Origin of the sequence: Nocardioides sp. W7, from assembly GCF_022919075.1 — a bacterium.
In the GTDB taxonomy this organism is placed as follows: domain Bacteria; phylum Actinomycetota; class Actinomycetes; order Propionibacteriales; family Nocardioidaceae; genus Nocardioides.
In genome coordinates this window covers 578,350-602,998 of the sequence record NZ_CP095078.1, presented here as the reverse complement: position 1 = coordinate 602,998, position 24,649 = coordinate 578,350, and the positions used below count along the sequence as shown (strand labels likewise).

The following is a 24,649-nucleotide window of genomic DNA, read 5'->3' as shown; positions in this document are numbered from 1 at the left end:
GCTCATCCGACCCGGGCGGACACCTGCTCGTCGCCGCCCTCGGCGTACGCCGTGACGGTCAGGACGTCGCCGCCGCAGCGCGGCGTCTCCAGGAACGCCGGCCCGGCGGGCGACTCGTAGACCACCTCGGCGCTGGTGCCGTCCCAGCGGACCAGGCGGGCCGGGTCGGTGGCGTTCTGCGGGTCGCGGACGAAGTACGCCGCGCCTGCGCACCCGACGAGCGTGCCGGACGTGCCGGGGCCGAGCTCGACGACGCCGTCCGCGCCCCGGGCGAAGAGGTCGACCTGCTCGATGTTGCGCTCCTCGCGGACCACCGACCAGACCGGGCCCGACTCGAGGAGCAGGCCGTCCCAGGCGGTGCAGGCCGGGGCGTCGGGGAACGGCGCGACCTCTGCGCCCTCGACGGTGCCGACGGTGCGACACGAGGGCCGGGCATCGTCGAAGGTCTGCAGGGTGGTGCCGGCGTCGGTGATCCGGGCGCCGGTGAAGCCGTGCCGCTCCGGCGCGCACCAGCCGCGGGTGGCCGCCGTCGTGGCGAGCTGGACGGTGGCCAGGCAGTAGGAGCCGTCCGGGGCGATCGTCGCGTGCACCAGGGACGTGTCGCCGAGGGCCCAGGTGCCACCGGTGGTCGTCGGCACCTCGGAACTCCCGTCGAGCACGGTCTCCTCGCCGGAGTCCAGGTCGGTCAGCACCGCCCGGGCCGGCTCGGACTCCTGCGGGTCCTGCTCGACGACCAGCGAGTGGGTCTCGGTCAGGAAGGTCTCGCGGTGGGTCGCACCGGTGAGCTCCGTCCCTCGGGCGTTGCGGGTGACCGCGCGGTCGACCGGGCCCTCGACCGGCTGCCAGTCGGGCGGCGCCGGGGCCGGGGTGGACTCGGCCCCCGTCGGCGTCGGCTGCGTGGGTGCGGCCTCGGGCGGCTCGGAGCCTGAGTCGCCGGCCGGGTCGCTCGAGCAGCTCGCGAGCACGAGCAGGACCGCGGGGACGGCGTACCGGAGCCTCCGCATCAGACGCCGATGTTCTGGTGCGGGTGTTCCTTGTTGGCGCGGTAGCTCTTGTAGGCACTGCGCCACTGGACCCGCTCGACGTACGGCTCCGAGCGGTCGAACCGCTGCTGGTCCCACGGCTCGAAGTAGGAGATCGCCATCGCCTTGCCCGGCCGCTGGCGGTAGCCCCGGCCGACCTGGAAGTGGCCGGACGCGTCGTCGTCGATATAGGGGTAGAAGCGCTTGAGGAGGATCGGGTGCAGCACGACCGGTGCCCGGTAGACGGCGATGTGCTTCATGATCAGCCGGGACCACTGGCGGTAGGACCAGTCGCCGATGTCGAGCACGATGTAGGGCCCGGCGTGGTCCGTGCGGTCCCAGCCGGTGGAGCTGTTGACGGTCGCGACCATGTTGGAGATCGCGGTGCCGTCGGTGGTGGTGCCGAGCCGGGCGGCCCACCGGGACTGGGCGCGCTTCCTGTCCCGCCAGCCCCAGGCGATCATCTGCATGGTCGCCGGTCCGCACCAGTAGGTCTGGGTCTGGGAGGCGACCTGCCTCGCCTTCATGATCCGGGCCGAGGCCGGGTAGTCCGCGGCGCTGGTGCGGGCAACCGGGGCCGCTCCGGGAACCGCGCGGGCCTCCGGGTGCCGCTCGAGGAAGCCGTCCGGGAGCGGTACGCCCTGGAGCTCGTGCCGCAGCAGCCAGACCTTCGCCACCGAGCGGGCGGCCGAGGTCAGCTCGGCCCGCTCCTGCGCGGCGCGCTGGGCCGGCGGGAGGGCGGCGGTACGACGCAGGCGGGAGGCCGTGTCGAGGTCGCCGGTCTGCTCGACCGGACGCGCCCGGGCCGCGACCGGCCGGGCGGCGCCGGCGACCCGGGCCTGCACCTCGGCCTGGGTGTCCTGGGTCCAGCCGGTGCCGAGGCAGTAGCGCTGGCCCTCGAACTCGGCACACCGGGTCAGCGAGGCGGCGAGCGCGGCGGGGGTGGCCCGGGCGGCCACGGTCTCGCGCTGCCCCTGCTCCAGCACCCGCTCGATCTCGTCCGCGGCCGTGGGCGTCAGCTGGCCGAGGCCAGCGGCGGCGGCCGGGCGGGCGTCGTACTCCTGCTGCCCGGAGGGCGTGATCGCACCGTCGTCGTCATCGCCTCCCCGGGGGACGAAGGGGGCGACGGCCAGCAACAGGGCTAGCGCGCCGATGGCGATCCATCGTGGGCGAGACATCCGAGACTCCGAGACATGGGGGGAAGAGGGAGCCGCTCCACCATCACCACTGGCCACACTGATTGTCAATTGCCACACCAGTCACACTCCTCCCGCCCCGGGGCACGCCGAGTCGGCAGAAGTAGACCGACGAGTCGGCAGAAAAGGTGCCGACGCGTGCCGACTGGCGCGGCAATTTCTGCCGATTCGCGCGTGAACTACTGCCGACTCGGCAGGGGGAGGGACTGGAGCGGATGACGAGACTCGAACTCGCGACATCGACCTTGGGAAGGTCGCGCTCTACCAACTGAGCTACATCCGCACGCCGGGCGGACCGGCGGGAGGATGCTACCCCAGGCCGGGTCGGGCGAGAGCGGGGTACCTCGGCTCGAGGCCGTCGCCGGAGGAGCGCCCGGTCAGTCGCCGATGCACCCAGGGCCCGGCTGACTCGCGGACCCAGGCGGTGTGCGCGGCCCGCTGCTCGGCTCGGGACAGCGGCACGACCTCGCGCAGCGGCAGCGGCTGGAGGTCGTGCGATACGCCGAGGGTGTCGAGCACCTCGACGGCCATCCGCTGGTGGCCGGCCGGTCCCAGGTGCATCCGGTCCTCGTCCCACAGCCGCCAGTCGCGGTAGTCGCGGAGCCGCCAGAAGTCCACGATCGTCGCCCCGTGGTGGTCGGCCGCCTCGCGGACCAGCTCGTTGTACAGCGCGAACCGGCCCCGCACCGGGCGGTAGAGCGCGCTCCCGGCCGGGTCGAAGGCCGTCCACACCAGCAGTCGGGCGCCGGTGGCGGTGAGCCTGCCGAGCGCGGCGTCGTACCGCTCCGCCAGGGCGTCGAGGTCGACCCGCGGCCGGAGGATGTCGTTGGCGCCGGCGTAGATCGTGACGAGGTCGGGGGCCAGTGCGATCGCCGGCTCCAGCTGCTCGGCCAGGATGCCGTCGAGCTTGCGGCCGCGGATCGCGAGGTTGGCGTAGCCGAAGTCCGGCGACTGATCCGCGAGCACCTCGGCCACCCGGTCCGCCCAGCCGCGCAGACCGTTCGGACGGGTGGGGTCGGGGTCACCGACGCCCTCGGTGAACGAGTCGCCCAGGGCGACGAATCGGCGGAAATGCGGCATGCGGACATTCTGATCGGTGGTTCCATGAGGACATGACAGGGGTACGACGCGGCCTGGCCGCCGTGGTGCTGGTCATGGTCGCGGGACTGTCCGCCTGCGACGACGAGGCCGAACCCCCACGCGTGGACCTGCCGGCCGCCGGCGACCTCTTCACCTGCGACCGCACCTTCACCCGCGCCTCCGAGCCGCCGGCCGACCTGGTCGAGCAGGGCGGGATCTCGGAGTGGGCGGGCGGCTACGTCGGCGACGGGTACGTCGTACGCCGCGCCGCGAGCAGCCCGCTCGGCCTGATCGCGCTCGTCTCCGGCGACGTGGCCCGGGCGCGCACCGAGCTGGTCCCGCGCGGGGTCTCGGTGGTGGCGCCGTGGCAGGACCCGCAGGGCGACGCGAACCCCTTCGCCCAGGTCACCGAGGTGGTGGCGCAGCGGCTCGCCCCAGTCGCCCGGGAGGTACGACGCGAGGTCCGCGGCCTGGAGGGCGGCTACGACGTGGTGCCCTGGGTCGCCGGCGGCGCCGTGGTGGTGCAGTGGCGAGCGCCGGTCCCGGGCGTGGTCCAGGCGCTCGCCGGCGAGCGGGCGGACCGGGTGCGGGTGATCCTCGAGGAGGTGCCGCTCTCCCGGCACCAGGTGGACCGGGCCGCGGCCGCGATCGAGGAGGCGGACGACCTCGGGGTGGAGGTGACCGCGACGTCCGGCTGCGCGGGCGGCACCGGGCTGGTCGTGGGAGTGCCGCCCGACACCGAGATCGATGACCGGCCCGCGTTGCAGGAGCGGCTGGCCGGGGTGGCCGGCGTACCGGTGCTCGTCGTACCGCTGGAAGCGGCGGCGGCGCCGGGCCCATGACCGGTAGGTTGTGCGCGTGCTGCTGTCAGACCGCGACATCCTCGCCCAGCTCGACGAGGGCCGGATCGCCCTGGAACCCTGGGACCCCGCGATGCTGCAGCCGTCGTCGATCGACGTGCGGCTGGACCGGTTCTTCCGGGTCTTCGAGAACCACAAGTACCCCCACATCGACCCGGCGGCCGACCAGTCCGACCTGACCCGCGAGGTGGAGCCCGAGGGCGACGAGGCGTTCATCCTGCACCCGGGCGAGTTCGTGCTGGGCTCGACGTACGAGGTCGTCACGCTGCCCGACGACATCGCGGCCCGGGTCGAGGGCAAGTCGTCACTCGGTCGGCTGGGCCTGCTGACGCACGCGACCGCCGGCTTCGTCGACCCCGGCTTCTCCGGGCACGTCACGCTGGAGCTCGCCAACGTCGCGACGCTGCCGATCAAGCTCTACCCCGGCATGAAGATCGGTCAGTTCTGCTTCTTCCGGCTCTCCTCGCCCTCCGAGCACCCGTACGGCTCGGAGAAGTACGGCTCGCGCTACCAGGGCCAGCGCGGCCCGACACCGTCGCGGTCCTTCCAGAACTTCCACCGCACCTCGATCTGACGGGCACCCGTCCCGTAAGGTGAGCCTTACTTAGGCTCACCTAATCGAGGATGAAGATGACCACGCTCGCTGCCCCGGACCTGCCGATGCTCCTCGAAGAGGTCGAGGTGGTCGGTGTCGACCGGCTCTCGCCGAGCTTCGTGCGGATCGAGCTCGGCTCGCCCGCCCTGGCGGAGTTCGGGGTCGACGGCCCGCTGTACGACCAGCGGATCAAGCTCGTCTTCCCGCACGGCGACCAGCCGCTGCCCTCGCTCGTCGGGGTCGACCAGGACTGGATGGCCACCTGGTTCGAGCGACCCGCCGAGGAGCGCGGCCACATGCGCACCTACACCGTGCGCGACGTCCTCGGCTCCGGTGCCGACACCCGCCTCGTCGTCGACTTCGTGCTGCACGGCGTCGACGGGCACGGCGAGGCCGGCCCCGGGTCCACCTGGGCGGCACGGGCCCAGGTCGGCGACCGCATCGTCACGCTGGCGCCCCGCAAGGGCGCGGCCTTCGGCGGCATCGAGTTCGTCCCCGGTACGGCGGGCCGCCTGCTGCTCGTCGGCGACGAGACCGCCCTCCCCGCGGTGGCCGCGATCCTGGCCGCGCTCCCGAGCCACGCCCGAGGCGCGGCGTACCTCGAGGTGCCGCTCGCGGCCGACGTACAGACCCTCCAGCACCCGACCGGCGTCGAGATCACCTGGCTGCCGCGTGCGGGCGCTCCCCGGGGCGAGGCCCTGCACGCCGCCGTCCTCCAGCATCTCGGCGCGCCGCTGAAGCCGCTCGAGGTGACCGACGACGAGATCGACCCCGACCTGTGGGAGACGCCGTCGTACTCCTCCTCGGGCGAGCAGGTCGACGCCACGATCACGCACGTCGGCCACGACCTCGACGACCTCTACGCCTGGATCGCGGGCGAGTCGAAGGTCGTCACCGCGCTGCGGCGCGCGCTCGTGAAGGGCCTCGACGTCGACCGGCGCCAGGTGGCGTTCATGGGCTACTGGCGCGAGGGCGTCGCCATGAAGTCCTGATCCGCTGCTGGTCCCGGAGGACCGAAGGGCTCAGGCCCGGACCAGGACGACGTCGCCGCTGACGGTCTTCGCGCGGAGCTCCAGGTGGTCCTGGCCCTCGGCGGGCCGGCCGGCGCCGGCCAGGGCCGAGCGGATCTCGCCGGAGACCGTGGTGATGTCGGTCCAGACGGGGACGCCGGCCGGGACGCCGACCAGCACGTCACCGGACGCGCCCTTGACGGTGATCCGGCCGCGGTGGGCGGTGGCGACCGCGAGGTCCCCGCTGCCGGTGGAGAGCGTCACGTCGGTGCGGGTCTCGCGCACGACCAGGTCGCCGGAGCCGGTCTTCACCGCGGTGGGTCCGTCGGCGCTCCCGATGACGACGTCGCCCGAGCCGGTGGAGACCGCGACGGTGGCCGAGGTGCGGCCGAGCTCGACCGTGCCCGAACCGCTCTTGACGCGCAGGTCGCCGAGCGCGGCGCCGACGCGTACGTCGCCGGACCCGGTCTCGACCACGCCGGGGCCCCCCAGCGACTCGATCCGCACGTCGCCCGAACCGCTCCGGAGCCGGCCGTCGCCGACCCGGCCCTCGACGACGACGTCGGCGGAGCCGGTGCGGATGGCGACGTCGCTGTCCTCGGGCACGGTGACGTCGACCTGGAGCCCTGCGTCGCTGCCGAACAGGTTGTTGCGCTGACGCGGGGCGACCACGGTGACTCGGCGGCCGTGCTGCTCGACGCGGACCTGCTCGGCGTCGCGGCCCTGGATCTGCACCTCGACGGTCGCGGTCTCGGTGGCCCGGACGTGGACCGTGCCCTTGCCGACCTCGACGAAGAGCTCGACGGGTCCGGGGGTCTCGAAGGTGTGCTCGCTCATGGGGTCTCCTGGTCGGGTGGGGGCTACTGCCAGCCGGTCATCCGGCGGCCGCCGCTGCGCCAGGCTCCCGGCGCGTCGCTGCCGCCGAGGAACGGGATGCTGGACAGGTCGATGTCGACGCTGATGGCGTTCTCGCGGGTCGCGTGGCGCACCACGTTGACCAGCCAGGTGTTCAGCGAGTGCCCGGACCGCGCCGCCAGCTCCTCGGCCCGGGCCTTCACCGACTCCGGCATCCGCAGCGTGATCCGGGTGATCGCGCCGTCGTCCTCGGGCTCCTCGGCCGGCGCCCGGTCGGCCGGCGCGACGGCAGCCTCCGGGGCGGCATCGACGACGAAGTCGAGCTCGCGCCCGTTCAGGCGTACGCCGACCGCGCCCGCCGGCAGCTCCGCGGTGATCTCGGCGGCCGCCTGCGAGACGGCCTCCATGATCGCGAGCCGGGCGGCCGGGTCGAGCGCGAAGCCGAGCCGCTCGGCGAGCTGCCGGGACTCCTCGCCCGCGCCCTCGGCGGCGGCGAGCAGGTCGCGGCGCAGACTCTCGACGTACGGCGTGATGTCCATGTGCACCACCATGACACCAGTACGACGTCAACGCAAGGGTGAACGACGTCAACCTGACGTCACGGTTTGTCGGCAGCGGCCGCGGGGAACCCGATCCGAAGGTCAATCTCGGACGACGCAACCGGTTCGGTTGCACGAAGGGCACCGCCATGACGAGTCCGCTCGCGAGCGACACGATCATCTCCGCGCATGCCGTCGACTACCTGATCATCGGCCTGTACTTCGCCGTCGTCCTCGGCATCGGGGTCATCGCCCGCCGCCAGGTCTCCGACTCGGTCGACTTCTTCCTCAGTGGCCGCTCGCTGCCGGCCTGGGTCACCGGCCTGGCGTTCATCTCCGCCAACCTCGGTGCCGTCGAGATCATGGGCATGTCGGCCAACGGCGCCGAGTTCGGGCTGCCGGCCGTGCACTACTTCTGGATCGGCGCGGTCCCCGCCATGCTCTTCCTCGGCGTGGTGATGATGCCGTTCTACTACGGCTCGAAGGTCCGCTCGGTCCCCGAGTTCATGTTCCGCCGGTTCGGCACCGGGGCCCACCTGGTCAACTCGGTCTCGTTCGCCGTCGCCCAGCTGCTGATCGCCGGCATCAACCTCTACCTGCTCGGGACGATCATCCGGGCGCTGCTGGGCTGGAACCTCACCCTCGCGCTCGTCCTCGCCGCCGCGATCGTGCTGTCCTACATCACCCTCGGTGGCCTGTCGGCCGCGATCTACAACGAGGTGCTGCAGTTCTTCGTGATCGTGGCCGCGCTGCTGCCGCTGACGCTGATCGGCCTGCACAAGGTCGGAGGCTGGGACGGCCTGACCGACAAGATCACCGAGAACGCCGGGATCGGCGGCTCGGCGTCCGCGGCCGACCAGCTCAACTCCTGGCCGGGCAACGCGCTGACCGGCTTCGAGTCCGACTTCTGGTCGGTCGTCGGCATCGTCTTCGGCCTCGGCTTCGTGCTCTCCTTCGGCTACTGGACGACGAACTTCGTCGAGGTCCAGCGCGCGATGGCGACCGATTCGATCTCCTCGGCCCGCAAGACCCCGATCATCGGGGCCTTCCCGAAGATCCTGGTCCCGTTCATCACGATTCTGCCCGGGATGATCGCCGCGGTCCTCGTCACCGAGATCGCCGCGACCAAGGCCGGCGAGACCGTGTCCGGCGGGGCCAACGGCACGGTCCAGTTCAACGACTCGCTGATCCTGATGATGCGCGACCTGCTGCCCAACGGACTGCTGGGCGTGGCGATCGCCGGGCTGCTCGCCGCCTTCATGGCCGGCATGGCCGCCAACATCTCGGCGTTCAACACCGTCTTCAGCTACGACCTCTGGCAGCGGTACGTCGTCAAGGACCGCGACGACTCCTACTACCTGAAGGTCGGCCGGGTCGCGACCGTCGCGGCCGCCGTACTCGCGATCGGCACCGCGCAGCTGGCCTCGAACTTCTCGAACATCATGGACTACCTCCAGACGCTGTTCGGGTTCTTCAACGCCCCGCTGTTCGCCACCTTCATCCTCGGCATGTTCTGGAAGCGGATGACTCCGACCGCAGGCTGGGTCGGCCTGTCGGCCGGCACCCTGTCGGCCGTCGCGGTGGCCTTCCTCAGCGAGGACGCCTTCGGCTCGGCCAGCCTCGGCGTACTCCCGCTGGCCGGCCAGGGCGCGTCCTTCGTCGCGGCCGGTGCGGCGTTCGTCGTCGACATCGTGCTGAGCATCATCGTGTCGATGATGACCAAGCCGAAGCCGCCCGAGGAGCTGCGCGGCCTGGTCTACTCCGAGACCCCGCGTGAGGACCTGGTCGACGAGAACGAGGCGTCCTACCCCTGGTACCGCCGCACGATGCCGCTCGCCGGCATCGCGCTCGCCATGGTCATCGTCTTGAACCTCGTGTTCTGATGTCGTCCCCCGAGGAGGACCGCATGTCTTCGAACAGCAGCTCCGAGCGCAAGCACCAGGCGGGCGCTCTCGACATCCGCAACATCATCGGTGGGCTGATCGGGGTGTACGGCGTGATCCTGACGCTGATGGGCATCTTCGGCGACCCCGAGACCGACAAGACCGGCGGCCCGAACGCCAACCTGTGGGCCGGGATCGCGATGCTCGTCTTCGGGCTGGCCTTCCTGACCTGGGCCCGGCTGCGCCCGGTGCTCGTGCCCGAGCACACCGACAAGGACGAGCTGGGTAGTCGCTAGCCGCATATCCACCACCTCGGTGGCGAGCCCCCGGGCCGGGTGCCGAGACGGCAGGGTGTCCGGGTGGACGCGGCGCGGCTGATGACGGAGCAGGGTGGCGTGCTCGCCCGCCGGCAGGCGCTGGCGGGCGGGCTGACGGTGACCGACGTCAACCGGCTGCTCCGTCGACGTGACTGGGTTGCCGTACACCCCGGGGTGTACGTCGCCACACCGGCCCGCTCTCGTGGCTGGAGCGGGCCGGGGCGGCGCGGGCGCGAGGACTCGCTCATCCACGTCGCGGTCGCGCGGTCGCGCCACGTCGCGACCCCGGCGGGCCCTGCCAGACAGCCGCGAAGATCGGGCTCGTGCTCCGGCGGCGCGGCTGGGCGGGCGAGCTGACCAGCTGCCCGAACTGCGGTGGATCCGTTCAACCAGGCTGAACGGATCCACCGCGTTGGCGCTCAGAGGTCGAAGAGCGAGCTCGCCTCGGTGATGTCGACGTCGGTGCGGGGCTGGTGCGCCTCGCCGCTGACCGTCGGCTGCGGCTTCACCTCGGCCGGCTCGGGCTCGGACTCCGTCTCCGGGGTCGGCTCGGTCTCAGCCTCCGGCTGCGGCTCGGAAGTCGGCACCTGGGCCGCCGGCACCTCGCTCGCCGCGGCCGTGGCCGCAGCGCTCAGGTCGGCGCCGGGGTTCTCCGACTCGGGAGTCGGCTTCGGCTCGGCTTCGGTCTCGGTCTCGGTCTCGGGCTCCGGCTCGGGCTCGGCCTGCGGCGCGGCCTCGGACGCCGGAGCGGGCTCAGCCTTCGGAGCAGCCGGGGCCGGGGCGGCGACGGGCTCGGGCGCCTCGATGTCGAAGAGCGAGCCGAGGCTGTCGAAGTCGACGTCCGTGGCCGGGGTGACCGCCGTGGAGGTCGCCGCAGCTGGTGCCGGCTCGGCCTTCGCCTCGGGCTCCGGAGTGGGCTCGGGCTCGGCGGTGACCTCGACCTCGGCGTCGGGCTCGACCTCGGCGGCGGGCTCGGCCGGCACCGGGGTCGCCGGGGTCTCCGGCTCGACCTCGACCTCGACCTCGGCCACGGTCGCTGCCGGGGCGGCGACAGCGACGCTGACCGGCTCGGGCGCCTCGAGGTCGAAGAGCGAGCCGAGGCTGTCGAGGTCGACGTCCGTGGCGGGTGCCGAGGCAGTGGCCGATGCCGTCGCCCCGGTCGGAGCAGCCGGTGCCGCTTCCGGCTCGGGCTCGGGCTCTACGGCGGACTTCTCCGGCTCAGGCGCCGTCTCAGGCGCCGTCTCCGGTGCGGGCTCCGGAGACGGTTCCGCCGGAGGCTCGGTCGGCGCGGACTCGGCGGTCGGCTCGGGCGCGGCGATGTCGAACAGCGAACCGCCCGAGCTCAGGTCGACGGCCGGCTTCGCGGGCGCCGGGGCCGGGGCGGCCTCGGATGCCGGCGCGGCCTGGGCCGTCGGGGCAGGCTCGGCCTTCGCCGTCGGCTCCGCCTTCGCGGCGGGAGCCGACTGCGGCTCCTCGGCCTGGATGTCGAAGAGCGAGCCACCCGAGCCGAGATCGGCGGCGGGCTTGGCGGCCGGCTCCTCCTTCGGGGCAGCAGGCTCGGCCTTCGTCTGAGCAGCCGGAGCCGACTGGGCAGCAGGTGCCGCCGCGGGCTCCTCGGCCTCGATGTCGAAGAGCGAGCCACCACCCGTCGCGGGCGCGGCCTTCGCCTCGGGGGCCGCCTCGGGGGCGGCCTCAGGAGCCGCCTTCGCAGTCGGCGCGGACGAGGAGTCGCCGAGGTCGAAGAGCGAGCCGCCGGAGGAGGCGGGCTTCGCGGCCTGCGCCTCTTCGGCGGGGGCCTTCTCCTCGTCGGCGGTCGCGGGAGCGGCCTTGGCCTGGGGCTCGTCGAACATCGAGGAGGCGTCGTCGAAGAGCGAGGACCCGCCGGAGGCCTTCGCGGCCGGACCGGCGTCCTCGGTGGCGACGACGGTGTCCGCGGTGATGGTCTCGTCGCCGGCCTCCGGCTCCGCCTTCGTCTCGACGGACTTCTCGGCCGGCTTCTCGGCGGGCGCGGCCTTCGCCTCCGGAGCGGCAGGCGAGACAGGCGCGGCAGCAGGGGTAGCCGCCGACGAGCCGGGCGCCAGCTTGGTCGCCATCTCGCCCTTGACCGACGAGAGCAGCATCTGCGCGACGTCGAGGATCTCGACCTCCTCGCGGGCCTCGCCCTTGGCCTGCTGGGCGGTGAGCCCGTCGGAGAGCATCACCCGGCAGAACGGGCAGCCGACGGCGATCTGGTCGGCACCGGTGCCGACCGCCTCGACGGTGCGGTTGACGTTGATCCGCTCGCCGAGGTTCTCCTCCATCCACATCCGGGCGCCACCGGCGCCGCAGCAGAAGGACCGCTCGGAGTTGCGCTCCATCTCCACGACCTCGGCACCCGGCAGGATCTGCAGCAGCTCGCGCGGGGGCGTGTAGACGCCGTTGTGACGACCGATGAAGCAGGGGTCGTGGTAGGTGATCTTGCGCTGGTGGGCGCCGGCGCCGTCCTTGACCGGGGTCAGCTTGCCCTCGCGGACCAGCCGGTTCAGCAGCTGGGTGTGGTGCACGACCTCCAGCTCGACACCGAACTCCTTGTACTCGTTCTTCAGCGTGTTGAAGCAGTGGGCGCAGGTCGAGACGACCTTCTTGACCTTGTACTCCTTGAAGGTCTCGACGTTCTGCTGCGCGAGGCCCTGGAAGACGAACTCGTTCCCGGCCCGCCGGGCCGGGTCACCGGTGCAGGTCTCGCCGTTGCCGAGCACGCCGAAGGAAACGCCGGCGATGTCGAGCAGCTCGGCCACGGCGCGGGTGGTCTTCTTCGCGCGGTCCTCGTAGGCGCCGGCGCAGCCGACCCAGAACAGCCAGTCGACCTCGCCGAGCGACTCGATCCCTCCCTGATCGGACGGAGTGCCGACGACCTTCACCTCGAAGTCGAGACCCTTGGCCCAGTCCATCCGGGCGTTGGGCGACATGTTCCACGGGTTGCCCTTGTTCTCCAGGCCCTTGAACAGGCCGTTGAGCTCCGCGGGGAAGTTCGACTCGACCAGGACCTGGTAGCGCCGCATGTCCATGATGTGGTCGACGTGCTCGATGTCGACGGGGCACTGCTGGACGCACGCGCCGCAGGAGGTGCAGGACCAGAGCACGTCGGGGTCGATGACCGCGGCGCCGTTCTCCGGCATGTAGAACCACTCGCCGTCCTCGAGGCCGTCCATCCGGCCGCCGGTCTCGCCGACGAGGGGGCGCTGGACCTCCTTGGTCAGGGTGTCGTTGCCCTCGAGCAGGGCGGCCTTGGCCTCGTCGCCGTCGGCCTGGAGGTACGGCGCCTTCGCGTACGTCGCGTCGCGCAGCGCGGTGATGAGCAGCTTGGGGGACAGTGGCTTCTCGGTGTTCCACGCGGGGCACTGCGACTGGCAGCGGCCGCAGTCGGTGCACGTCGTGAAGTCGAGGATGCCCTTCCACGAGAAGTCCTCGATCGACCCGACGCCCAGCGTGGAGTCCTCGTCGAGGTCGTCGATGTCGTCGAGGGTGATGGCCTTGCCGTCGCTGGTCAGCGGCTTCATCGCGCCGAGCGCGGTGCGGCCGGAGGCCTCGCGCTTGAACCAGATGTTGAACCAGGCGGTGAACCGGTGCCAGGCCACGCCCATCGTCAGGTTCTTCGAGATCACGATCAGCCAGGCCATGGCCAGGACGATCTTGATCATCGCGATGAACACGATGATGTTCTCGAGCGTGTGCTCGGAGGACTCGACGCCGGCCGGGAAGAGCGCCTCGCCGACCAGCGAGCTGATCGGGAAGTGGAAGCTGTCGAAGTCCTCCGCGTGGGTGCTGTCGATCTGGCCGAGGTTGTACTCCGCGCCGCGGATGAACAGGATCGCCGAGCCCTCGAGGAGGGCCATCGCCTCGACGAAGTAGGCCTGCCAGAAGTTCGAGCCGTAGAAGCGGCTCTTGGTGCCCTTGCGGCGCGGGTGGTTGAGCTGGCGGTAGACGATCAGGAAGACGATGCCGACCGTGCTCAGCAGGCCGAGGCCCTCGCTGACCCACTCGTAGAGGAAGAAGTGCCCGATGATCGGCAGCGCGAACTCGGGGTTGAACAGCTGGAAGTAGCCCGTCGCGACCGCGCCGCTGAGCACGATGAACCCGGCGTACACGAACCAGTGCATGATCCCGACCCAGTGCCACTGGAGCATCCGGGTGTGCCCGAGGGTCTCCTTGACCATCGTCCAGGTCCGGCGTCCGGGGTCGCCGGACCGATCCAGGGCGGAACCGCCGATCCGGACCGTGGCCAGGATGGACCGGACAGCTCGGACGGCCAGGACCACCGCCACGGCCGTGATGGCCAGCGAGACGATGATGGCGAAGGTCTGCATCGAGTAAAGCTCCTCGTCGTGGTGCGCGGCACAAGCCGTCCGCGAGCCTAGAGGGCCGCGGATGCTGCGTCAGTGCCCGGCCAGCGTGAGAAGTATCCTACTGGTCAGTAACTTCATCGGCGAGCTCGGACCGCCTTCACCCGCCCGGCCTTCGAGAACGTGATCGTGACCGGCACCTTGCGGTCCTTCGCGGTCCGCGCGCAGATGCCGTACGACGAGCCGAGCCGCGTGTAGGGCTGGCCGACGGCCTGCATGACGGCGCGGGTGCTCATCCCGCGGCGCACCAGCCGCTGCACGGCGCCGACCCGCTTGCGGAGCTTCGGGTTGCGGCACGAGTCGGCCCGGACGCCCTCGGCCCGCTCCCACATCTGCAGGTAGGCCTCGGCGCCGCGCGCCATGTCGTCGACGATCGCCTTGCCGGTCGCGCCGCCGGCGACCTGGCGGAGGTCCTCGACCCAGTCGGGGTACAGGCCGTACTGCGCGACGCCGTCGACGTTGATGTCGTAGACCCGCTCGCCGGCCCGCTGCTTGTTCACCTTGACCCCGCCGAGGCCGCGGAACGGGTAGCGGACCGGGTTCTGCACGTTCGCGCCGCGCGGGTCGCCCTGCGCTCCGAGACCGTTGATGTCGGCGCCGAAGCCGATGCCCCAGTAGTAGCGCGGGTCGGCCCAGCCGACGTGCTCGCGCCACTTGTCCACGAAGCCGGTGGAGTCGCCGGCGTACGGCGTGATGAAGCCGCCGGAGCGGTAGATCCGCGGGTAGGTGTCGGGGGTGGACCAGGAGTGGCTGGACAGCACGCCGGAGTAGCCGAGCTCCTCGATGGTGTCCATCGAGGCCTGGCGGGCCTTGACGCTCATGTGGTCGGGGTCGAAGAGCATCTTCCGCTTCGCGAGCCCCTTGATGGTGTGCTCGCCGAGCGTCGTCAGCCCGCGGCTGTTGCAGTGGTTCGGCGTCGGGTAGAGCGGCAGCGCGAGGTTCGGCAGCCCGAGGTTCAGGCCGAGGGAGGCGACCGCACCGAACAGGGCGTCCTGCTGGCCGCCGCTGATGTCGGGCAGCGCGACCTGGTTGTTGTCGTGGGAGCGCCCGTCGGCCGGCTCGCAGTGCTTCATGTCCCAGAACGACCCGGTCTCCAGGAAGTTGGCCACGTTGACCAGCGGGCCGATGGCCCCCTTGTCGCCCGCGACCCCGGAGAGGGCGTTGTCGAACTTGTTCACGAGCTCCATCTGGCGCACCCCGAGCCGGTGCACCTCGTCGAGCTGCCGGTCGATGTCGGCCAGCGAGCACTGGGGGATGTCGATCTTCATCGTGCAGCCGAACGGCACCGAGGTCTCGATGCCCATCACCACCGCCATCTTCCCGGCGTTGATGACCTTGCGGGCCTGCCAGGGGGTCTTCACGATCCGGTAGAAGCCCTTGCCGGGGCCGCCGAACTGGGCGTCGACGTAGTCCTGCAGCTCGTACATGTCCCGCGCCTGCAGCCGGACGGCGTCCATGTCGTCGCAGGAGTTCCGCTTCAACGGGTAGAGCTGGCAGAGCTGGTTGTTCTCGACCAGCAGGTTCACGAACAGTCGCTGCCCGCCGCGCCACGCGCGCTCCAGCCACCGGTAGTAGGTGCCCTCGTGGGTCAGCGACTGCGGCGCGGGCCAGTCCTTGAAGGTCGGCCAGCCGACCGGGTCGTGGCCCGGCTCGCCGGACAGCACGCTCTCCAGCACCCCGCCGTACCCGCCGGTGACGGTGTGGTCGACGCAGTCCTTCAGGGCGTACGGCGCGCCGTACCGGTGCCAGGGCCGGCCGCAGTGCGCCTGGCCGCCGAGGAACTCGAAGGCCATGCCGTGGGTGTGCGCGTCGACGTACCCGCGGACCTCCTGGTACGACGTCACGCCGGCGTACGGGTCGCCGTCGACGTCGATCTGGGACTCGGGGTACGCCGTGCACCCGGTGCTGCGCACGAGCGGGAAGTGCGCCTGGCCCCTGATCCGCAAGTAGTCGCCGGCGTTGCGGAAGGTGAAGTTCCGCCGGCCCACCTTGGTGGCCCGCCACTCCACTTCGGGCGACGGCTGCGCCACGTGCTTCCCGCCGACGCTCAGGAAGCGACGGTCGGTCGTGTACAGCAGGTAGGTGCCCAGGGCGGTGGGCTTGAAGAAGACCCTCCGCCCGGCCATCCGGTAGCAGCCACCTGCCATCGCGTAGCGGTCCTGGGGCCGAGCGCGGCGCTTCTGCAGCACCGGCGTCGTGGTCAGTCGCGGGTCCTTCAGCCGCCGCTGGCGCTCGACGTACGACGCGGCCGCGCGCCGCTCGGGCGCCGTCGTGGGGTCCTGGGTGTCGGCCCCGACCTCCGCGGCCCGGGACAGCGAGTTCTTGGTCGCCGGGTCGTTGTGGTCGTGCGGCGGCGTGCCGGGCGGGTCGACGTGGGGCAGGCCCGCGGCGGCCTTCTGCGCGTCGAAGCCCGCAGCCAGGGTGCCGCTGCGCTCGCCGGGCACGTCGCCGACGACGATCGCGCTCACCACCACGGCGGTGGCGGTCAGGCCCGCGACGAGCAGGTGCAGGTACGGGCGGGTCGAGCGCATCCGGGCCTCCCAGGCTGAACAGGAACGTGTTCTACGTTCCCGCTCAACGACCGGTTCAACCGGGAGGTACGACGGGCCTGCGCCCGAGGCCCGCGACGGCGAGCAGGATCAGCGCCGTACCCACCACGCCGAGAGCGCCGATCCGCTCGTCGAGGAAGGCCGCCGCGACCAGGGCCGCGGTCACCGGCTCCAGCAGGGTGGCGATCACGGCCGCGCTGCCGGGGGTGGTGCGCAGGCCGGCGTACAGCAGGCCGTAGGCCAGCGCCATCGTCATCACGCCGAGGTAGAGCAGGGTGCCGGCGGCGACCGGGTCGGTGGTGAGCACCGGGCTGCCGCCCAGCGCGCTGAGCGCGGCGAGGGGCAGCAGGACCAGCGCGCCGACGGTCGTGGTCGTCGTCGTGAGCGCGAGCGGCGAGGTGACCTGGGCGAGCGGCCGGCCGAGCGCGGTCGTGAGGGCGTACGCCGTACCGGACCCGACCGCCGTGAGCAGGCCCAGGAGCGGGTGCGGGCCGCTGTCGCCGGAGTGGGCGGTCCCGCTGACGAGCAGCAGCCCGGTCAGGGCGACGCCCAGCACGAGCAGGTGCCCGGTGTCCGGCCGGCGCCGGTCGCGGACCGCCTCGCCGACGGTCAGCAGCACGGGGGCCAGGCCGAGGCTGACCACGGTCGCGACCGTCACGCCGACGTTGACGACCGAGACGAAGTAGAGGGCCTGGTACGCCGCGGTCGCCGTACCGACACCGACGGCGTACGCCGGCCGCGTGCGGAGCAGCGCGACCACGCCCGCGGACTGGCGGGTCAGGGCCAGGACGGCGACCAGGACCAGTGCGGCGATGACCATCCGCCAGGCGCTGATGACGAGGACCGACATCGGCAGGACGTCGCGGACGACCTGGACGGCCAGCCCGCCGGTGCCCCACAGGGCGCCGGCGAGGGCGACCTGCAGCAGCCCGGTGCGGGCGGAGAGTGCGGGGGAGATCGAGGTGGGGGTGGACATGCGTGTGCTCCTGGAGAGGTCCGACGGGGAGGTGGGTCGGAGCACGCCGGGTGGGGCGCTCCGGTCAGGCGACCGGAGGCGGCAGGATGCCGAGGTGGAGCACGCGGGAGATCACGGGAGCATCCTCCCTGATCGACGGGCTTTCCGGCAGCCCGATTTCGGGAGCGACCTCCCGGGGCCGTCCGGCGGTGAGCTGTCCACCGTCCGCTCCGAGCATCTGGTGGATGGCGCACCGCCCACCCGGCGTGTCTTGCCGATTCAGTGACGGGTCGGCGTGGGGGTGCCGCCCAGCCGGTGGGTGATCAGGTCGGCGGTGCGGCGTACCTCCGCGCTGACGTCGGGCGGGGCGGTGCTGTCGTAGGTGACCGCGACGCCGGCGACGGGGTGGCCGTTGTGGTCGACGACGGCGGCGGCGACGCTGGCGAACCCGGGGGTCACCTCGCCGTCCTCGGTCGCCCAGCCGCGCTGACGGGTCTCCGTCAGCAGGGTGCGCAGTGCGGACGGGGTGCGGGGGCCGGAGCCGGTGCGGTCGGCGAACGCCGCGTCGTCGGGGTAGAGCGCGCGGACCTGGGCACGTGACAGGCCGGCCAGGATGGCCCGGCCGCTGGCGGTGAGATGGGCGGGGAGCCGGACGCCGACGTCGGTGACCAGCGGGGGGCGCCCGGGCGCGCGCTCCTCAACGACGTACAGCACGTCGCGTCCGTGCAGGACGGCGAGATGCGCGCTCTCGCCGGTGCGGTCGGCCAGTGCCGCGACGGCCCGGCGGGCGATCCGCTGGAGCGGCGCCTGGCGGGAGTAGCCGCTGCCGACCTCGAACGCCGCCAGCCCCAGCCCGAAGCGGCGCTCGTCGGCCAGGTGGGAGACGAAGCCCTCCTCGACCATCGCCCGCAACAGGTGGTACGCCGAGCTGCGAGGCAGGTCGCAGGCCTGCGCGATCCGCTCCAGCGGCACGGCGTCCGGTTGGCTGGCCAGGAATCGCAGTACCCGCAGCGCGCGGGTCGCTGCGGGTACCTGGCTCATGCGGGCAGGCTAGGCGTTGCCGGCCTCAGACGTCGCGGTGTCGGCCTCCGGTGCCGTTGTCCGTGGGGATCTCGGTCCCGGTGTCTGTGCCGGTCCCGGTGCCGTTGTCGGTGCCGGTGTCCGTGTGGGCGCCTGCGTCACCGCTGGGCTCGGCCCCCGTGCCCGGGGCGGGCCGGTAGTCGTCGGCGCGGTGGTCGACGTGCGGGTCGAGGCGGTCGGCCTCGCGGAGTACGTCCTCCTGCTTGGCCTCGGTGACGGCCGAGCCCTGGCGGGCCTCCGTGGCCCGGAGCTCGGCCCGCTCGGCCTCGGTGCGGGCGAGTTCGGCCTTGGCCTCGGCCTGGCGGGCCTCCAGCTGGGCGTCGGTGACGGCCGGGGTGTGCGTCTCGGCCTCGCGGCGCAGGTGCGTGGCGTGCTCGTGGGCCTGCTGCTTCTTCCGCTTCTGCTGCTGGCTCAGCAGGTACGCGATGACCGCGAGCACGGCGAGCGCCACGACGGCGATGATGATCCAGACGACGACGTCGTCCATGGGGCCTCCTTGGTCGGGTTCTGGTCTGGTACCCGGAGCCCACTTCGCGCACTCAGGACGGCGCCCGCTCCTCGCCGACCGGGACCAGCGGGGCGGCCAGCAGCGGGAAGACGGCGGCCAGGCCGAACGCGGCGGCGTACCCGAGGTGCGTGACCGCGAGCCCGGCGATCGGGGGCACCGCGGAGCCGGTCAGGAACTGTGCGGTGTTCTGCAGCCCGAGGGCCCGGCCCGACCAGAACGGGCCGGCCCGCTCGGCGACGGCGGTGAACGCGAGCCCGTTGTCGGCGACGGTGACCACCGTCGCCAGCACGATCAGGGGTACGGCGATGGCGAGCTCCTGACCCGCGGCGGCCCCGAGCAGACCCATCGTCACGGCGGCCGCGACCGCCACCCAGCGCAGCGGTCGCATCCGGCTGGCGACCACGTCGGACAGGTGCCCGGCGGCGATCCGGCCGAGTGCGCCCGCCACCTGCGTGCCGGCGACCAGGCCGCCGGCGGCGGCGGGCGACCAGCCCCGGTCCTGCACCAGCCAGACGAGCGCGAAGGTCCACACCACGAACTGGGGGACCACGAGCAGCACCGAGACCCCGTGGATCCGGGTCAGGTAGCCGTTCTCGCGATAGGGGTTGGGTGCGTCCCCGGCCACCCGGGCCGGGCGCGGCGGGTCGATCACGATCGCCGCCACGACGAGCGCGGCGAGCGCACACGCGACGGTCGGCACCAGCAGGGCCGCCCGGATGCCGGAGCGGTCGGCGATGACCGCGATGCTGACCGCGGCGATGCCGACACCGACCGGTTGGGCCATCTGCCGGATGCCCATCGCGAGCCCCCGGCGGTGCGGGGGGAACCAGCCGACCACGACGCGTCCGCTCGCGGCGTTGGTGCTGGCCGCGGCGCCGCCGGCGAGGAACAGGGCGAGGGCGAGCGGGACCAGGCCGTCGACCAGGACGCTGAGCGTGCCGGCGGCCGCGGTGGCGGCGAGCCCGCTCAGCAGCACCTGGCGCTCGCCGACCCGGTCGGTCAGCGCGCCCCAGGCGACCAGGGTGAGCATCACCCCGACGGTCGGTGCCGCCGCCACGAGGCCGGCCTGAGCGAGGCTGAGCCCCTCGCGGTCGTGGAGGACGGGGATCAGGAACGCCGGGCCGTGCATCATCACTGCGGCGGCCGCCTGCGCGAGCGTGCTGGCCGCCAGCATCGCCCAGCGGCGCAGGGTGCTGACGTCGTCCACGCCGGCCAGTCAACGCGTCGGGCCCTCGGTGGACCACGTCGTCTCACGGCTGGGCGGTGTGAGGTTCCAGACAGACCTCGACGCCGGCCGCCCCGAGAGGCGGCCGGCGTCGGAGCCGGTGCAGCGGCGGGTCAGCGACCGCTGCGGGCGATCTTCAGCTTGGCCTGGCCGAGGTTGATGACTCCGCCCATGCCGTTGAGGAGGGTGATCCGCAGGGCCGTGATCTGGCCGCCGTTGTTGAAGCGCTCCTCGACCATCGTCTCGATCTTGGCGACCCCGGGGATCTCCAGGCCGTCGAGCTCGGGCAGCGAGTAGGTCTCGCCGTCGACGGTGATGCCGGCGAGCGTCGAGCCCTTGAAGTCGACAGCGGCCGGCTTGCCCTTGACGCGGGAGACGTTCACCCGGGCCTTGATCGCATCGACGACCAGCGCGCCGTTGCCGAGGTTGATGCCGGCCACCGAGGACTCCTCGAAGCCGAACGCACGGCGCCGGCGCTGCTCACCCATCTGGCTGGACCGCGCGGTGCCGACGTCGAGGAGGCCCGGGATGGTGAGGTCGAGCGCGCTGGAGTGCTTGACCTGCCCGTCGGTGCCCTGGCAGGGCATCGTGATCCGCTGGGTGCGGCCGGTGCCGACCAGCCCGCTGAGCAGCTCGGTCGAGGTGGCGTTCGAGGAGCCCACGAACAGGCCGGTCTGGATGCCCTTGGTCAGGAAGGCGACCGTGCGGCCGACGACGATCTTCGTCTTCGTCGGGATCAGGGTGATGGTGAGGCCGTTGGCCCGGGCGCGGGCGAAGTCGGGGCCGGTGCGCTCCAGCTGGTCGCCGATCGCGACCCGCAGCAGACCGGGCACCTCGATCGGCTTGTTCAGCGTCGGCAGCGGCAGCACCTGGGCCTCGCCGCCGGGCGCCCGGAAGACGAGCTTGGCCAGGGTGGTCTCGGTCTCGGTGGCGTAGCCCGCCGACGTCGCGCTGGCCTTGGAGTACGACGTGACGCCCTCGATCGACAGCCGGCCGAGCGCCGACTCGGCCAGGACGATCTGCGCGACCTTGTGCTCGGAGATCGAGGCGACCTCGGTCGCGGTCTTGACGGTCCGGACGTCGGTGCGGACGCCGGAGATCGTGCCCAGGCCCGGGAGCTTGACCTCCGCGACGTTGTTGTCGCGGTTGATGCCGGTCTTGTTGGTGCACCCGATCACCGCGAGCGCCGTGGCCCCGGACGCCGCCGGCAGCTGGCCGCCCACGACCCGGGTGCCGTAGCCGTGCGCGCGGAAGGCGTACGGGGTGGGCTTCACCTTGGGCTTCTTCGGCTTCTTGGGCTTGGCCTTGGCGAACACCGACGTGGCGTCGGGCTCGGCGCTCGCCGTGGTGCCGGCGAGTGGGACCGTGAGCGTGGCCGCGGCGAGCGCGAGCGCGGTGCCGAGGGGGATGAACCGGCGCATGTGGAACTCCTCTGGGGGATCGTGGGGCACCCGCGAGAGATGGACCGGGGCCGTCGGACGTCTGCCCCACGTGCCCGCTGCGAGAACGCCACAAACGACATTCCTGCAACACGTTCTACTAAATGTCTCGGATCTGAGATGCCGGGACTCGGCGACGTGGTGGCGACCCGTGCCGGTGCCGGTGCCCGCGCCGTTCAGGTCGCGGGAGAGGTGAGCCGCGCCCGTCGTACGTAGGGAGCGACGGGGGAGAAGAGCAGTGCGTCCGGGAGCCGCATGAGCACCTCGCGTCGGCCGGTGAGCGACACCAGACCGTCGCGGACGGCGGCGAGCAGGTCGATCCGGCCCTCCCACACCTGGTAGAGCGTCGACAGCGAGGTCTCGAGGAGTACGTCGATGTCGTGCCCGGGGTCGGTGAAGCAGAGCGACACGTCGTCGCGGTCGACCACGAACCAGAAGCGGGTACGCCGCGCCTCCGGCAGCCGCACGTGCAGCACCACCCGCCGCTCGCCGAAGGCGGCCGGGTCGATCCCGCCGCGGATCCACCACATCAGGACGGTCGGGTCGAGCTCGTCCTGGCGGGGCTCGCCGAACGCCCAGCGGGCGCCCCACTCGGCGAGCCCGAAGATGATCGGGCCGAGGTCGCGGCAGGCGTCGGTGGGCTGGTAGCCGTCGTCGGTGCGGCGGACCAGCTCGTGTCGCTCCAGCAGGTCGAGGCGCTTGGAGAGGATCGCCCGCGACATGCCGGGCAGGCCGCGGGCCAGCTCGTTGAAGTGGGTCGCACCGACCAGCAGGTCACGCACGATGAGCAGCGTCCAGCGGTCACCGAGGATCTCCAGGCTCCGGGTGATCGGGCAGTACTGGCCGTACCGGGACATCTGTCCATGGTGACCCCGCAGGTTCAGATTGAGAACTACCCAGGCGAGTCATCCCGGCGGACGCTCGCTCCATGACCACTCTCACCGAACAGCTCCCGACCACCGACGACCACGTCCTCGCCCTCGCCGCACGCATCGGGGCCGAGGCCGCCCGCCACGACGAGGACCACGACCGGGCCGGCACCTTCGTCACCGAGGCGTACGACCTGATGCACGAGACCGGCTACCTGGCCCTGCCCGTCCCCGTCGAGCTCGGCGGCGGCGGCGCGACCCTGCGCCAGGTCGCCCTCGCCCAGGAGGAGCTCGGCCGCTGGTCCGGCTCGGCGGCGCTGGCCTCGACGATGCACCTCTACCTGACCTTCGTGCAGCGCTGGCGGCTGCGACGGTCCGCGCCCGGTGCCGAGGCCGTGCTGCGGGCGGTGGCGGCGGACCGGCTGGTCATGGCCACCAGCGGCGGCTCCGACTGGGTCTGCCCGACGACGATCGCCACGCCCGTCGAGGGTGGCTACCGGCTCGACGGCCGCAAGGTCTTCTGCACCCAGGCGCCCGTCGCCACGGTGGTGTCGACCAGCGCGGTCGTCGGTGGACCCGGCCCCGACGCCGAGGTGATCCACGCCGGGGTCCCGCTCTCCGCGCCGGGGGTGAGCATCGTGGAGACCTGGGACACCCTCGGGATGCGCGGCACCGCCAGCCACGACCTGGTCTTCGAGGGCGTCTTCGTGCCCCGCGAGAAGGTGCTCGGCACCCGGCCGTACGGCGCGCTCGCCGGCCCGCTGCTGGTCGCCGCGATCCACTTCGCACCGCTCGTCGCGGCGGCGTACCTCGGCGTGGCCCGGGGTGCGTACGACGAGGCGAGGCGGCTGCTGCAGCGTCGGCCAGAGCCGTCCGCGGCCGCGATCCGGCAGGTCGGCGAGATGAGGTGCCGGCTGGACGTCGCGCACTGGGCGCTGCACGGCGCGCTCGCCGAGACCGGCGACGAGCTGCCGGCCGATCAGGCGACACTGATCACGCTGATGACCGCGAAGCGGGAGGCCGTGACCGCGGCCCGGACGGTGGCCGACCTGGCCCTGGAGGTGGCCGGCGGGCCGGCGTTCTTCCGCGGCTCCCCGCTGGAGCGGGCCTACCGCGACGTCCGCGGCGGCCCGTTCCACCCGCTGACCCCCGAGGCGACGCTCGAGCTCGTGGGTCGCGACGCACTCGGCTGATCGCGGCCCGGGCCGGGGGTGGGTATGCCACCCTGGGCGCCGTGACGACACAGCCGACCCGGTCCCGGACGATCCTGCGCGACATCAGCTCGCGGGCCTGGGAGCACCCCGCCGACCGTGGTGCGCTGGTGGCGCTGCGCAGGCTGAAGGGCTTCGACTCGGTGCTCAAGGCGGTCTCGGGGCTGTTCAACGAGCGCGCCGTACGCCTGGTCTTCCTCGGGTCGGCCGTGCGCGCCGACGAGCGGCAGTTCGCGACCCTGCACCGGTTGCTCGGGGAGGTGGGCGAGACGCTCGACGCGCCCGGCCTGCCGAAGCTGCCGGAGCTGTACGTCGTCGCCAACCCGGTCCCGAACGCGCACACCCTCGGCATGAACGAGCCGTTCATCGTGCTGACCTCGGGGCTGGTCGACCTGCTCGACGAGGACGAGCTGCGGTTCGTCGTGGGACACGAGCTCGGGCACGCGATCAGCGGGCACGCGGTCTACCAGACGCTGCTCCAGCGGCTGATCCAGCTCTCCGGGCTGTTCTCGACGATCCCGGTCGGCGGGCTCGGGGTCCGCGCCATCGTGGCGGCGCTGCACGAGTGGTCGCGCAAGTCCGAGCTCTCCGCGGACCGGGCCGGACTGCTCGCGACCCAGGACCCGGCGACGGCGTTCCGGGTGCACATGAAGCTCGCGAGCGGCGGGCGCCTCGACGACCTCGACACGCCGGCCTTCTTCGCGCAGGGCCGGGAGTACCTCGAGGCCGGCGACCTGCGCGACTCCGTGCTGAAGCTGCTGCTGATCGAGAACCAGACGCACCCGTTCGCCGTCGTACGCGCGGCCGAGCTGCGGCGCTGGATCGACTCCGGCGAGTACACCGCGATGCTCGGCGGCGGCTACCCGCGCCGCGGCGACGACGACACGGCCACCGTCTCCGCGGCGGCCCGCGAGGCAGCGCGCAGCTACTCCGAGACCTTCCAGCACAGCCAGGACGCCGTCGGCAAGCTCGTGCACGACCTGGCCGGGTACCTCGGCAGCGCGAAGATCTGGCTCGACGGGGCCGTCCGCCGCACCCGCGGCGAGTGAGTCTCCGGACTACTGCAGCGGGATG

The 24,649-nt window shown here is 72.5% G+C and carries 20 protein-coding genes and 1 tRNA gene; 7 read left to right on the top strand and 14 right to left on the bottom strand.

Features of this window, described 5'->3' with window-relative positions; genetic code table 11:
* Positions 1-2: 2 nt before the first annotated feature.
* The 4 genes from MUB56_RS02920 to MUB56_RS02905 form a co-directional block, all read right to left on the bottom strand.
* Complete coding sequence (locus MUB56_RS02920) at positions 3-1,004, bottom strand: hypothetical protein (RefSeq protein WP_244930419.1); 1,002 nt, start codon at positions 1,002-1,004, stop codon at positions 3-5.
* A complete protein-coding gene (locus MUB56_RS02915) occupies positions 1,004-2,200 on the bottom strand; it encodes a C39 family peptidase (RefSeq protein ID WP_244930418.1) in 1,197 nt (398 codons plus the stop codon). The genes MUB56_RS02920 and MUB56_RS02915 overlap by 1 nt, the downstream gene beginning before the upstream one ends.
* Before the next feature lie 225 nt (positions 2,201-2,425).
* Positions 2,426-2,501: transfer RNA gene (locus MUB56_RS02910), tRNA-Gly, on the bottom strand.
* A gap of 26 nt (positions 2,502-2,527) precedes the next feature.
* Positions 2,528-3,298: an SGNH/GDSL hydrolase family protein gene (locus MUB56_RS02905; RefSeq protein WP_244930417.1), complete on the bottom strand. Its 771-nt coding sequence runs from the start codon at positions 3,296-3,298 to the stop codon at positions 2,528-2,530.
* Between the two features lie 32 nt (positions 3,299-3,330).
* Here MUB56_RS02905 and MUB56_RS02900 point away from each other — a divergent pair, with 32 nt between their 5' ends.
* From MUB56_RS02900 to MUB56_RS02890, 3 genes are read left to right on the top strand one after another with little or no spacing between them, the layout of a single operon-like run.
* A complete protein-coding gene (locus MUB56_RS02900; RefSeq protein WP_244930416.1) occupies positions 3,331-4,140 on the top strand; it encodes a hypothetical protein in 810 nt (269 codons plus the stop codon).
* 16 nt (positions 4,141-4,156) lie between these two features.
* Positions 4,157-4,732 (top strand): dCTP deaminase, encoded by a 576-nt coding sequence (dcd, locus tag MUB56_RS02895; RefSeq protein WP_244930415.1) that lies wholly within the window; start codon positions 4,157-4,159, stop codon positions 4,730-4,732.
* A gap of 56 nt (positions 4,733-4,788) precedes the next feature.
* Positions 4,789-5,745 carry a siderophore-interacting protein gene (locus MUB56_RS02890; protein WP_244930414.1) on the top strand — a complete coding sequence of 319 codons (957 nt, stop codon included), beginning with the start codon at positions 4,789-4,791 and terminating at the stop codon, positions 5,743-5,745.
* Positions 5,746-5,775: 30 nt separating this feature from the next.
* Here the strand turns inward: MUB56_RS02890 and MUB56_RS02885 are convergent, their stop codons facing one another.
* Both MUB56_RS02885 and MUB56_RS02880 read right to left on the bottom strand, forming a co-directional pair.
* On the bottom strand, positions 5,776-6,600 hold the full coding sequence (locus MUB56_RS02885) for a DUF4097 family beta strand repeat-containing protein (RefSeq protein ID WP_244930413.1): 825 nt from the start codon (positions 6,598-6,600) through the stop codon (positions 5,776-5,778).
* A 23-nt stretch (positions 6,601-6,623) separates the two neighbouring features.
* A complete protein-coding gene (locus MUB56_RS02880) occupies positions 6,624-7,157 on the bottom strand; it encodes a pilus assembly protein HicB (RefSeq protein ID WP_244930412.1) in 534 nt (177 codons plus the stop codon).
* A 149-nt stretch (positions 7,158-7,306) separates the two neighbouring features.
* On the opposite strand from MUB56_RS02880, the gene MUB56_RS02875 reads away from it, so the two are divergent.
* Together MUB56_RS02875 and MUB56_RS02870 are read left to right on the top strand one after the other, a co-directional pair.
* Positions 7,307-9,040, top strand: a complete 1,734-nt coding sequence (locus MUB56_RS02875; RefSeq protein WP_244930411.1) for a sodium:solute symporter family protein — start codon at positions 7,307-7,309, stop codon at positions 9,038-9,040.
* Positions 9,041-9,063: 23 nt separating this feature from the next.
* Complete coding sequence (locus tag MUB56_RS02870) at positions 9,064-9,336, top strand: hypothetical protein (protein WP_244930410.1); 273 nt, start codon at positions 9,064-9,066, stop codon at positions 9,334-9,336.
* Between the two features lie 440 nt (positions 9,337-9,776).
* Here the strand turns inward: MUB56_RS02870 and MUB56_RS02865 are convergent, their stop codons facing one another.
* From MUB56_RS02865 to MUB56_RS02830, 8 genes are all read right to left on the bottom strand, one after another.
* A complete protein-coding gene (locus MUB56_RS02865; protein ID WP_244930409.1) occupies positions 9,777-13,703 on the bottom strand; it encodes a heterodisulfide reductase-related iron-sulfur binding cluster in 3,927 nt (1,308 codons plus the stop codon).
* Between the two features lie 113 nt (positions 13,704-13,816).
* A complete protein-coding gene (locus MUB56_RS02860) occupies positions 13,817-16,270 on the bottom strand; it encodes a hypothetical protein (protein ID WP_244930408.1) in 2,454 nt (817 codons plus the stop codon).
* Positions 16,271-16,325: 55 nt separating this feature from the next.
* Entirely contained in the window at positions 16,326-17,264 is a 939-nt protein-coding gene (locus MUB56_RS02855) for a DMT family transporter (protein WP_244930407.1), read from the bottom strand.
* A gap of 258 nt (positions 17,265-17,522) precedes the next feature.
* Positions 17,523-18,284, bottom strand: coding sequence for an IclR family transcriptional regulator (locus MUB56_RS02850; protein ID WP_244930406.1), 762 nt, complete (start codon positions 18,282-18,284; stop codon positions 17,523-17,525).
* A 25-nt stretch (positions 18,285-18,309) separates the two neighbouring features.
* Positions 18,310-18,810 carry a hypothetical protein gene (locus tag MUB56_RS02845; protein WP_244930405.1) on the bottom strand — a complete coding sequence of 167 codons (501 nt, stop codon included), beginning with the start codon at positions 18,808-18,810 and terminating at the stop codon, positions 18,310-18,312.
* A 52-nt stretch (positions 18,811-18,862) separates the two neighbouring features.
* Entirely contained in the window at positions 18,863-20,038 is a 1,176-nt protein-coding gene (locus tag MUB56_RS02840) for an MFS transporter (protein ID WP_244930404.1), read from the bottom strand.
* A gap of 131 nt (positions 20,039-20,169) precedes the next feature.
* Positions 20,170-21,477: a choice-of-anchor P family protein gene (locus MUB56_RS02835; protein WP_244930403.1), complete on the bottom strand. Its 1,308-nt coding sequence runs from the start codon at positions 21,475-21,477 to the stop codon at positions 20,170-20,172.
* A 194-nt stretch (positions 21,478-21,671) separates the two neighbouring features.
* A complete protein-coding gene (locus tag MUB56_RS02830) occupies positions 21,672-22,352 on the bottom strand; it encodes a helix-turn-helix domain-containing protein (protein ID WP_244930402.1) in 681 nt (226 codons plus the stop codon).
* A gap of 71 nt (positions 22,353-22,423) precedes the next feature.
* On the opposite strand from MUB56_RS02830, the gene MUB56_RS02825 reads away from it, so the two are divergent.
* Together MUB56_RS02825 and MUB56_RS02820 are read left to right on the top strand one after the other, a co-directional pair.
* Positions 22,424-23,557 (top strand): acyl-CoA dehydrogenase family protein, encoded by a 1,134-nt coding sequence (locus tag MUB56_RS02825; protein WP_244930401.1) that lies wholly within the window; start codon positions 22,424-22,426, stop codon positions 23,555-23,557.
* 41 nt (positions 23,558-23,598) lie between these two features.
* On the top strand, positions 23,599-24,624 hold the full coding sequence (locus tag MUB56_RS02820) for a M48 family metallopeptidase (protein ID WP_244930400.1): 1,026 nt from the start codon (positions 23,599-23,601) through the stop codon (positions 24,622-24,624).
* Positions 24,625-24,649: the final 25 nt, after the last annotated feature.

Excerpts from the sequence above, each read along its gene's own strand:
- MUB56_RS02845 (WP_244930405.1), bottom strand. The coding sequence starts at position 18,810 with ATGGACGACGTCGTCGTCTGGATCATCATCGCCGTCGTGGCGCTCGCC.
- MUB56_RS02905 (WP_244930417.1), bottom strand. The coding sequence starts at position 3,298 with ATGCCGCATTTCCGCCGATTCGTCGCCCTGGGCGACTCGTTCACCGAG.
- MUB56_RS02900 (WP_244930416.1), top strand. The coding sequence starts at position 3,331 with ATGACAGGGGTACGACGCGGCCTGGCCGCCGTGGTGCTGGTCATGGTC.
- MUB56_RS02915 (WP_244930418.1), bottom strand. The coding sequence starts at position 2,200 with ATGTCTCGCCCACGATGGATCGCCATCGGCGCGCTAGCCCTGTTGCTG.
- MUB56_RS02855 (WP_244930407.1), bottom strand. The coding sequence starts at position 17,264 with ATGTCCACCCCCACCTCGATCTCCCCCGCACTCTCCGCCCGCACCGGG.
- MUB56_RS02850 (WP_244930406.1), bottom strand. The coding sequence starts at position 18,284 with ATGAGCCAGGTACCCGCAGCGACCCGCGCGCTGCGGGTACTGCGATTC.
- MUB56_RS02825 (WP_244930401.1), top strand. The coding sequence starts at position 22,424 with ATGACCACTCTCACCGAACAGCTCCCGACCACCGACGACCACGTCCTC.
- MUB56_RS02865 (WP_244930409.1), bottom strand. The coding sequence starts at position 13,703 with ATGCAGACCTTCGCCATCATCGTCTCGCTGGCCATCACGGCCGTGGCG.
- MUB56_RS02870 (WP_244930410.1), top strand. The coding sequence starts at position 9,064 with ATGTCTTCGAACAGCAGCTCCGAGCGCAAGCACCAGGCGGGCGCTCTC.
- MUB56_RS02890 (WP_244930414.1), top strand. The coding sequence starts at position 4,789 with ATGACCACGCTCGCTGCCCCGGACCTGCCGATGCTCCTCGAAGAGGTC.
- MUB56_RS02830 (WP_244930402.1), bottom strand. The coding sequence starts at position 22,352 with ATGTCCCGGTACGGCCAGTACTGCCCGATCACCCGGAGCCTGGAGATC.
- MUB56_RS02860 (WP_244930408.1), bottom strand. The coding sequence starts at position 16,270 with ATGCGCTCGACCCGCCCGTACCTGCACCTGCTCGTCGCGGGCCTGACC.
- MUB56_RS02875 (WP_244930411.1), top strand. The coding sequence starts at position 7,307 with ATGACGAGTCCGCTCGCGAGCGACACGATCATCTCCGCGCATGCCGTC.
- MUB56_RS02920 (WP_244930419.1), bottom strand. The coding sequence starts at position 1,004 with ATGCGGAGGCTCCGGTACGCCGTCCCCGCGGTCCTGCTCGTGCTCGCG.
- MUB56_RS02885 (WP_244930413.1), bottom strand. The coding sequence starts at position 6,600 with ATGAGCGAGCACACCTTCGAGACCCCCGGACCCGTCGAGCTCTTCGTC.
- MUB56_RS02835 (WP_244930403.1), bottom strand. The coding sequence starts at position 21,477 with ATGCGCCGGTTCATCCCCCTCGGCACCGCGCTCGCGCTCGCCGCGGCC.
- MUB56_RS02880 (WP_244930412.1), bottom strand. The coding sequence starts at position 7,157 with ATGGACATCACGCCGTACGTCGAGAGTCTGCGCCGCGACCTGCTCGCC.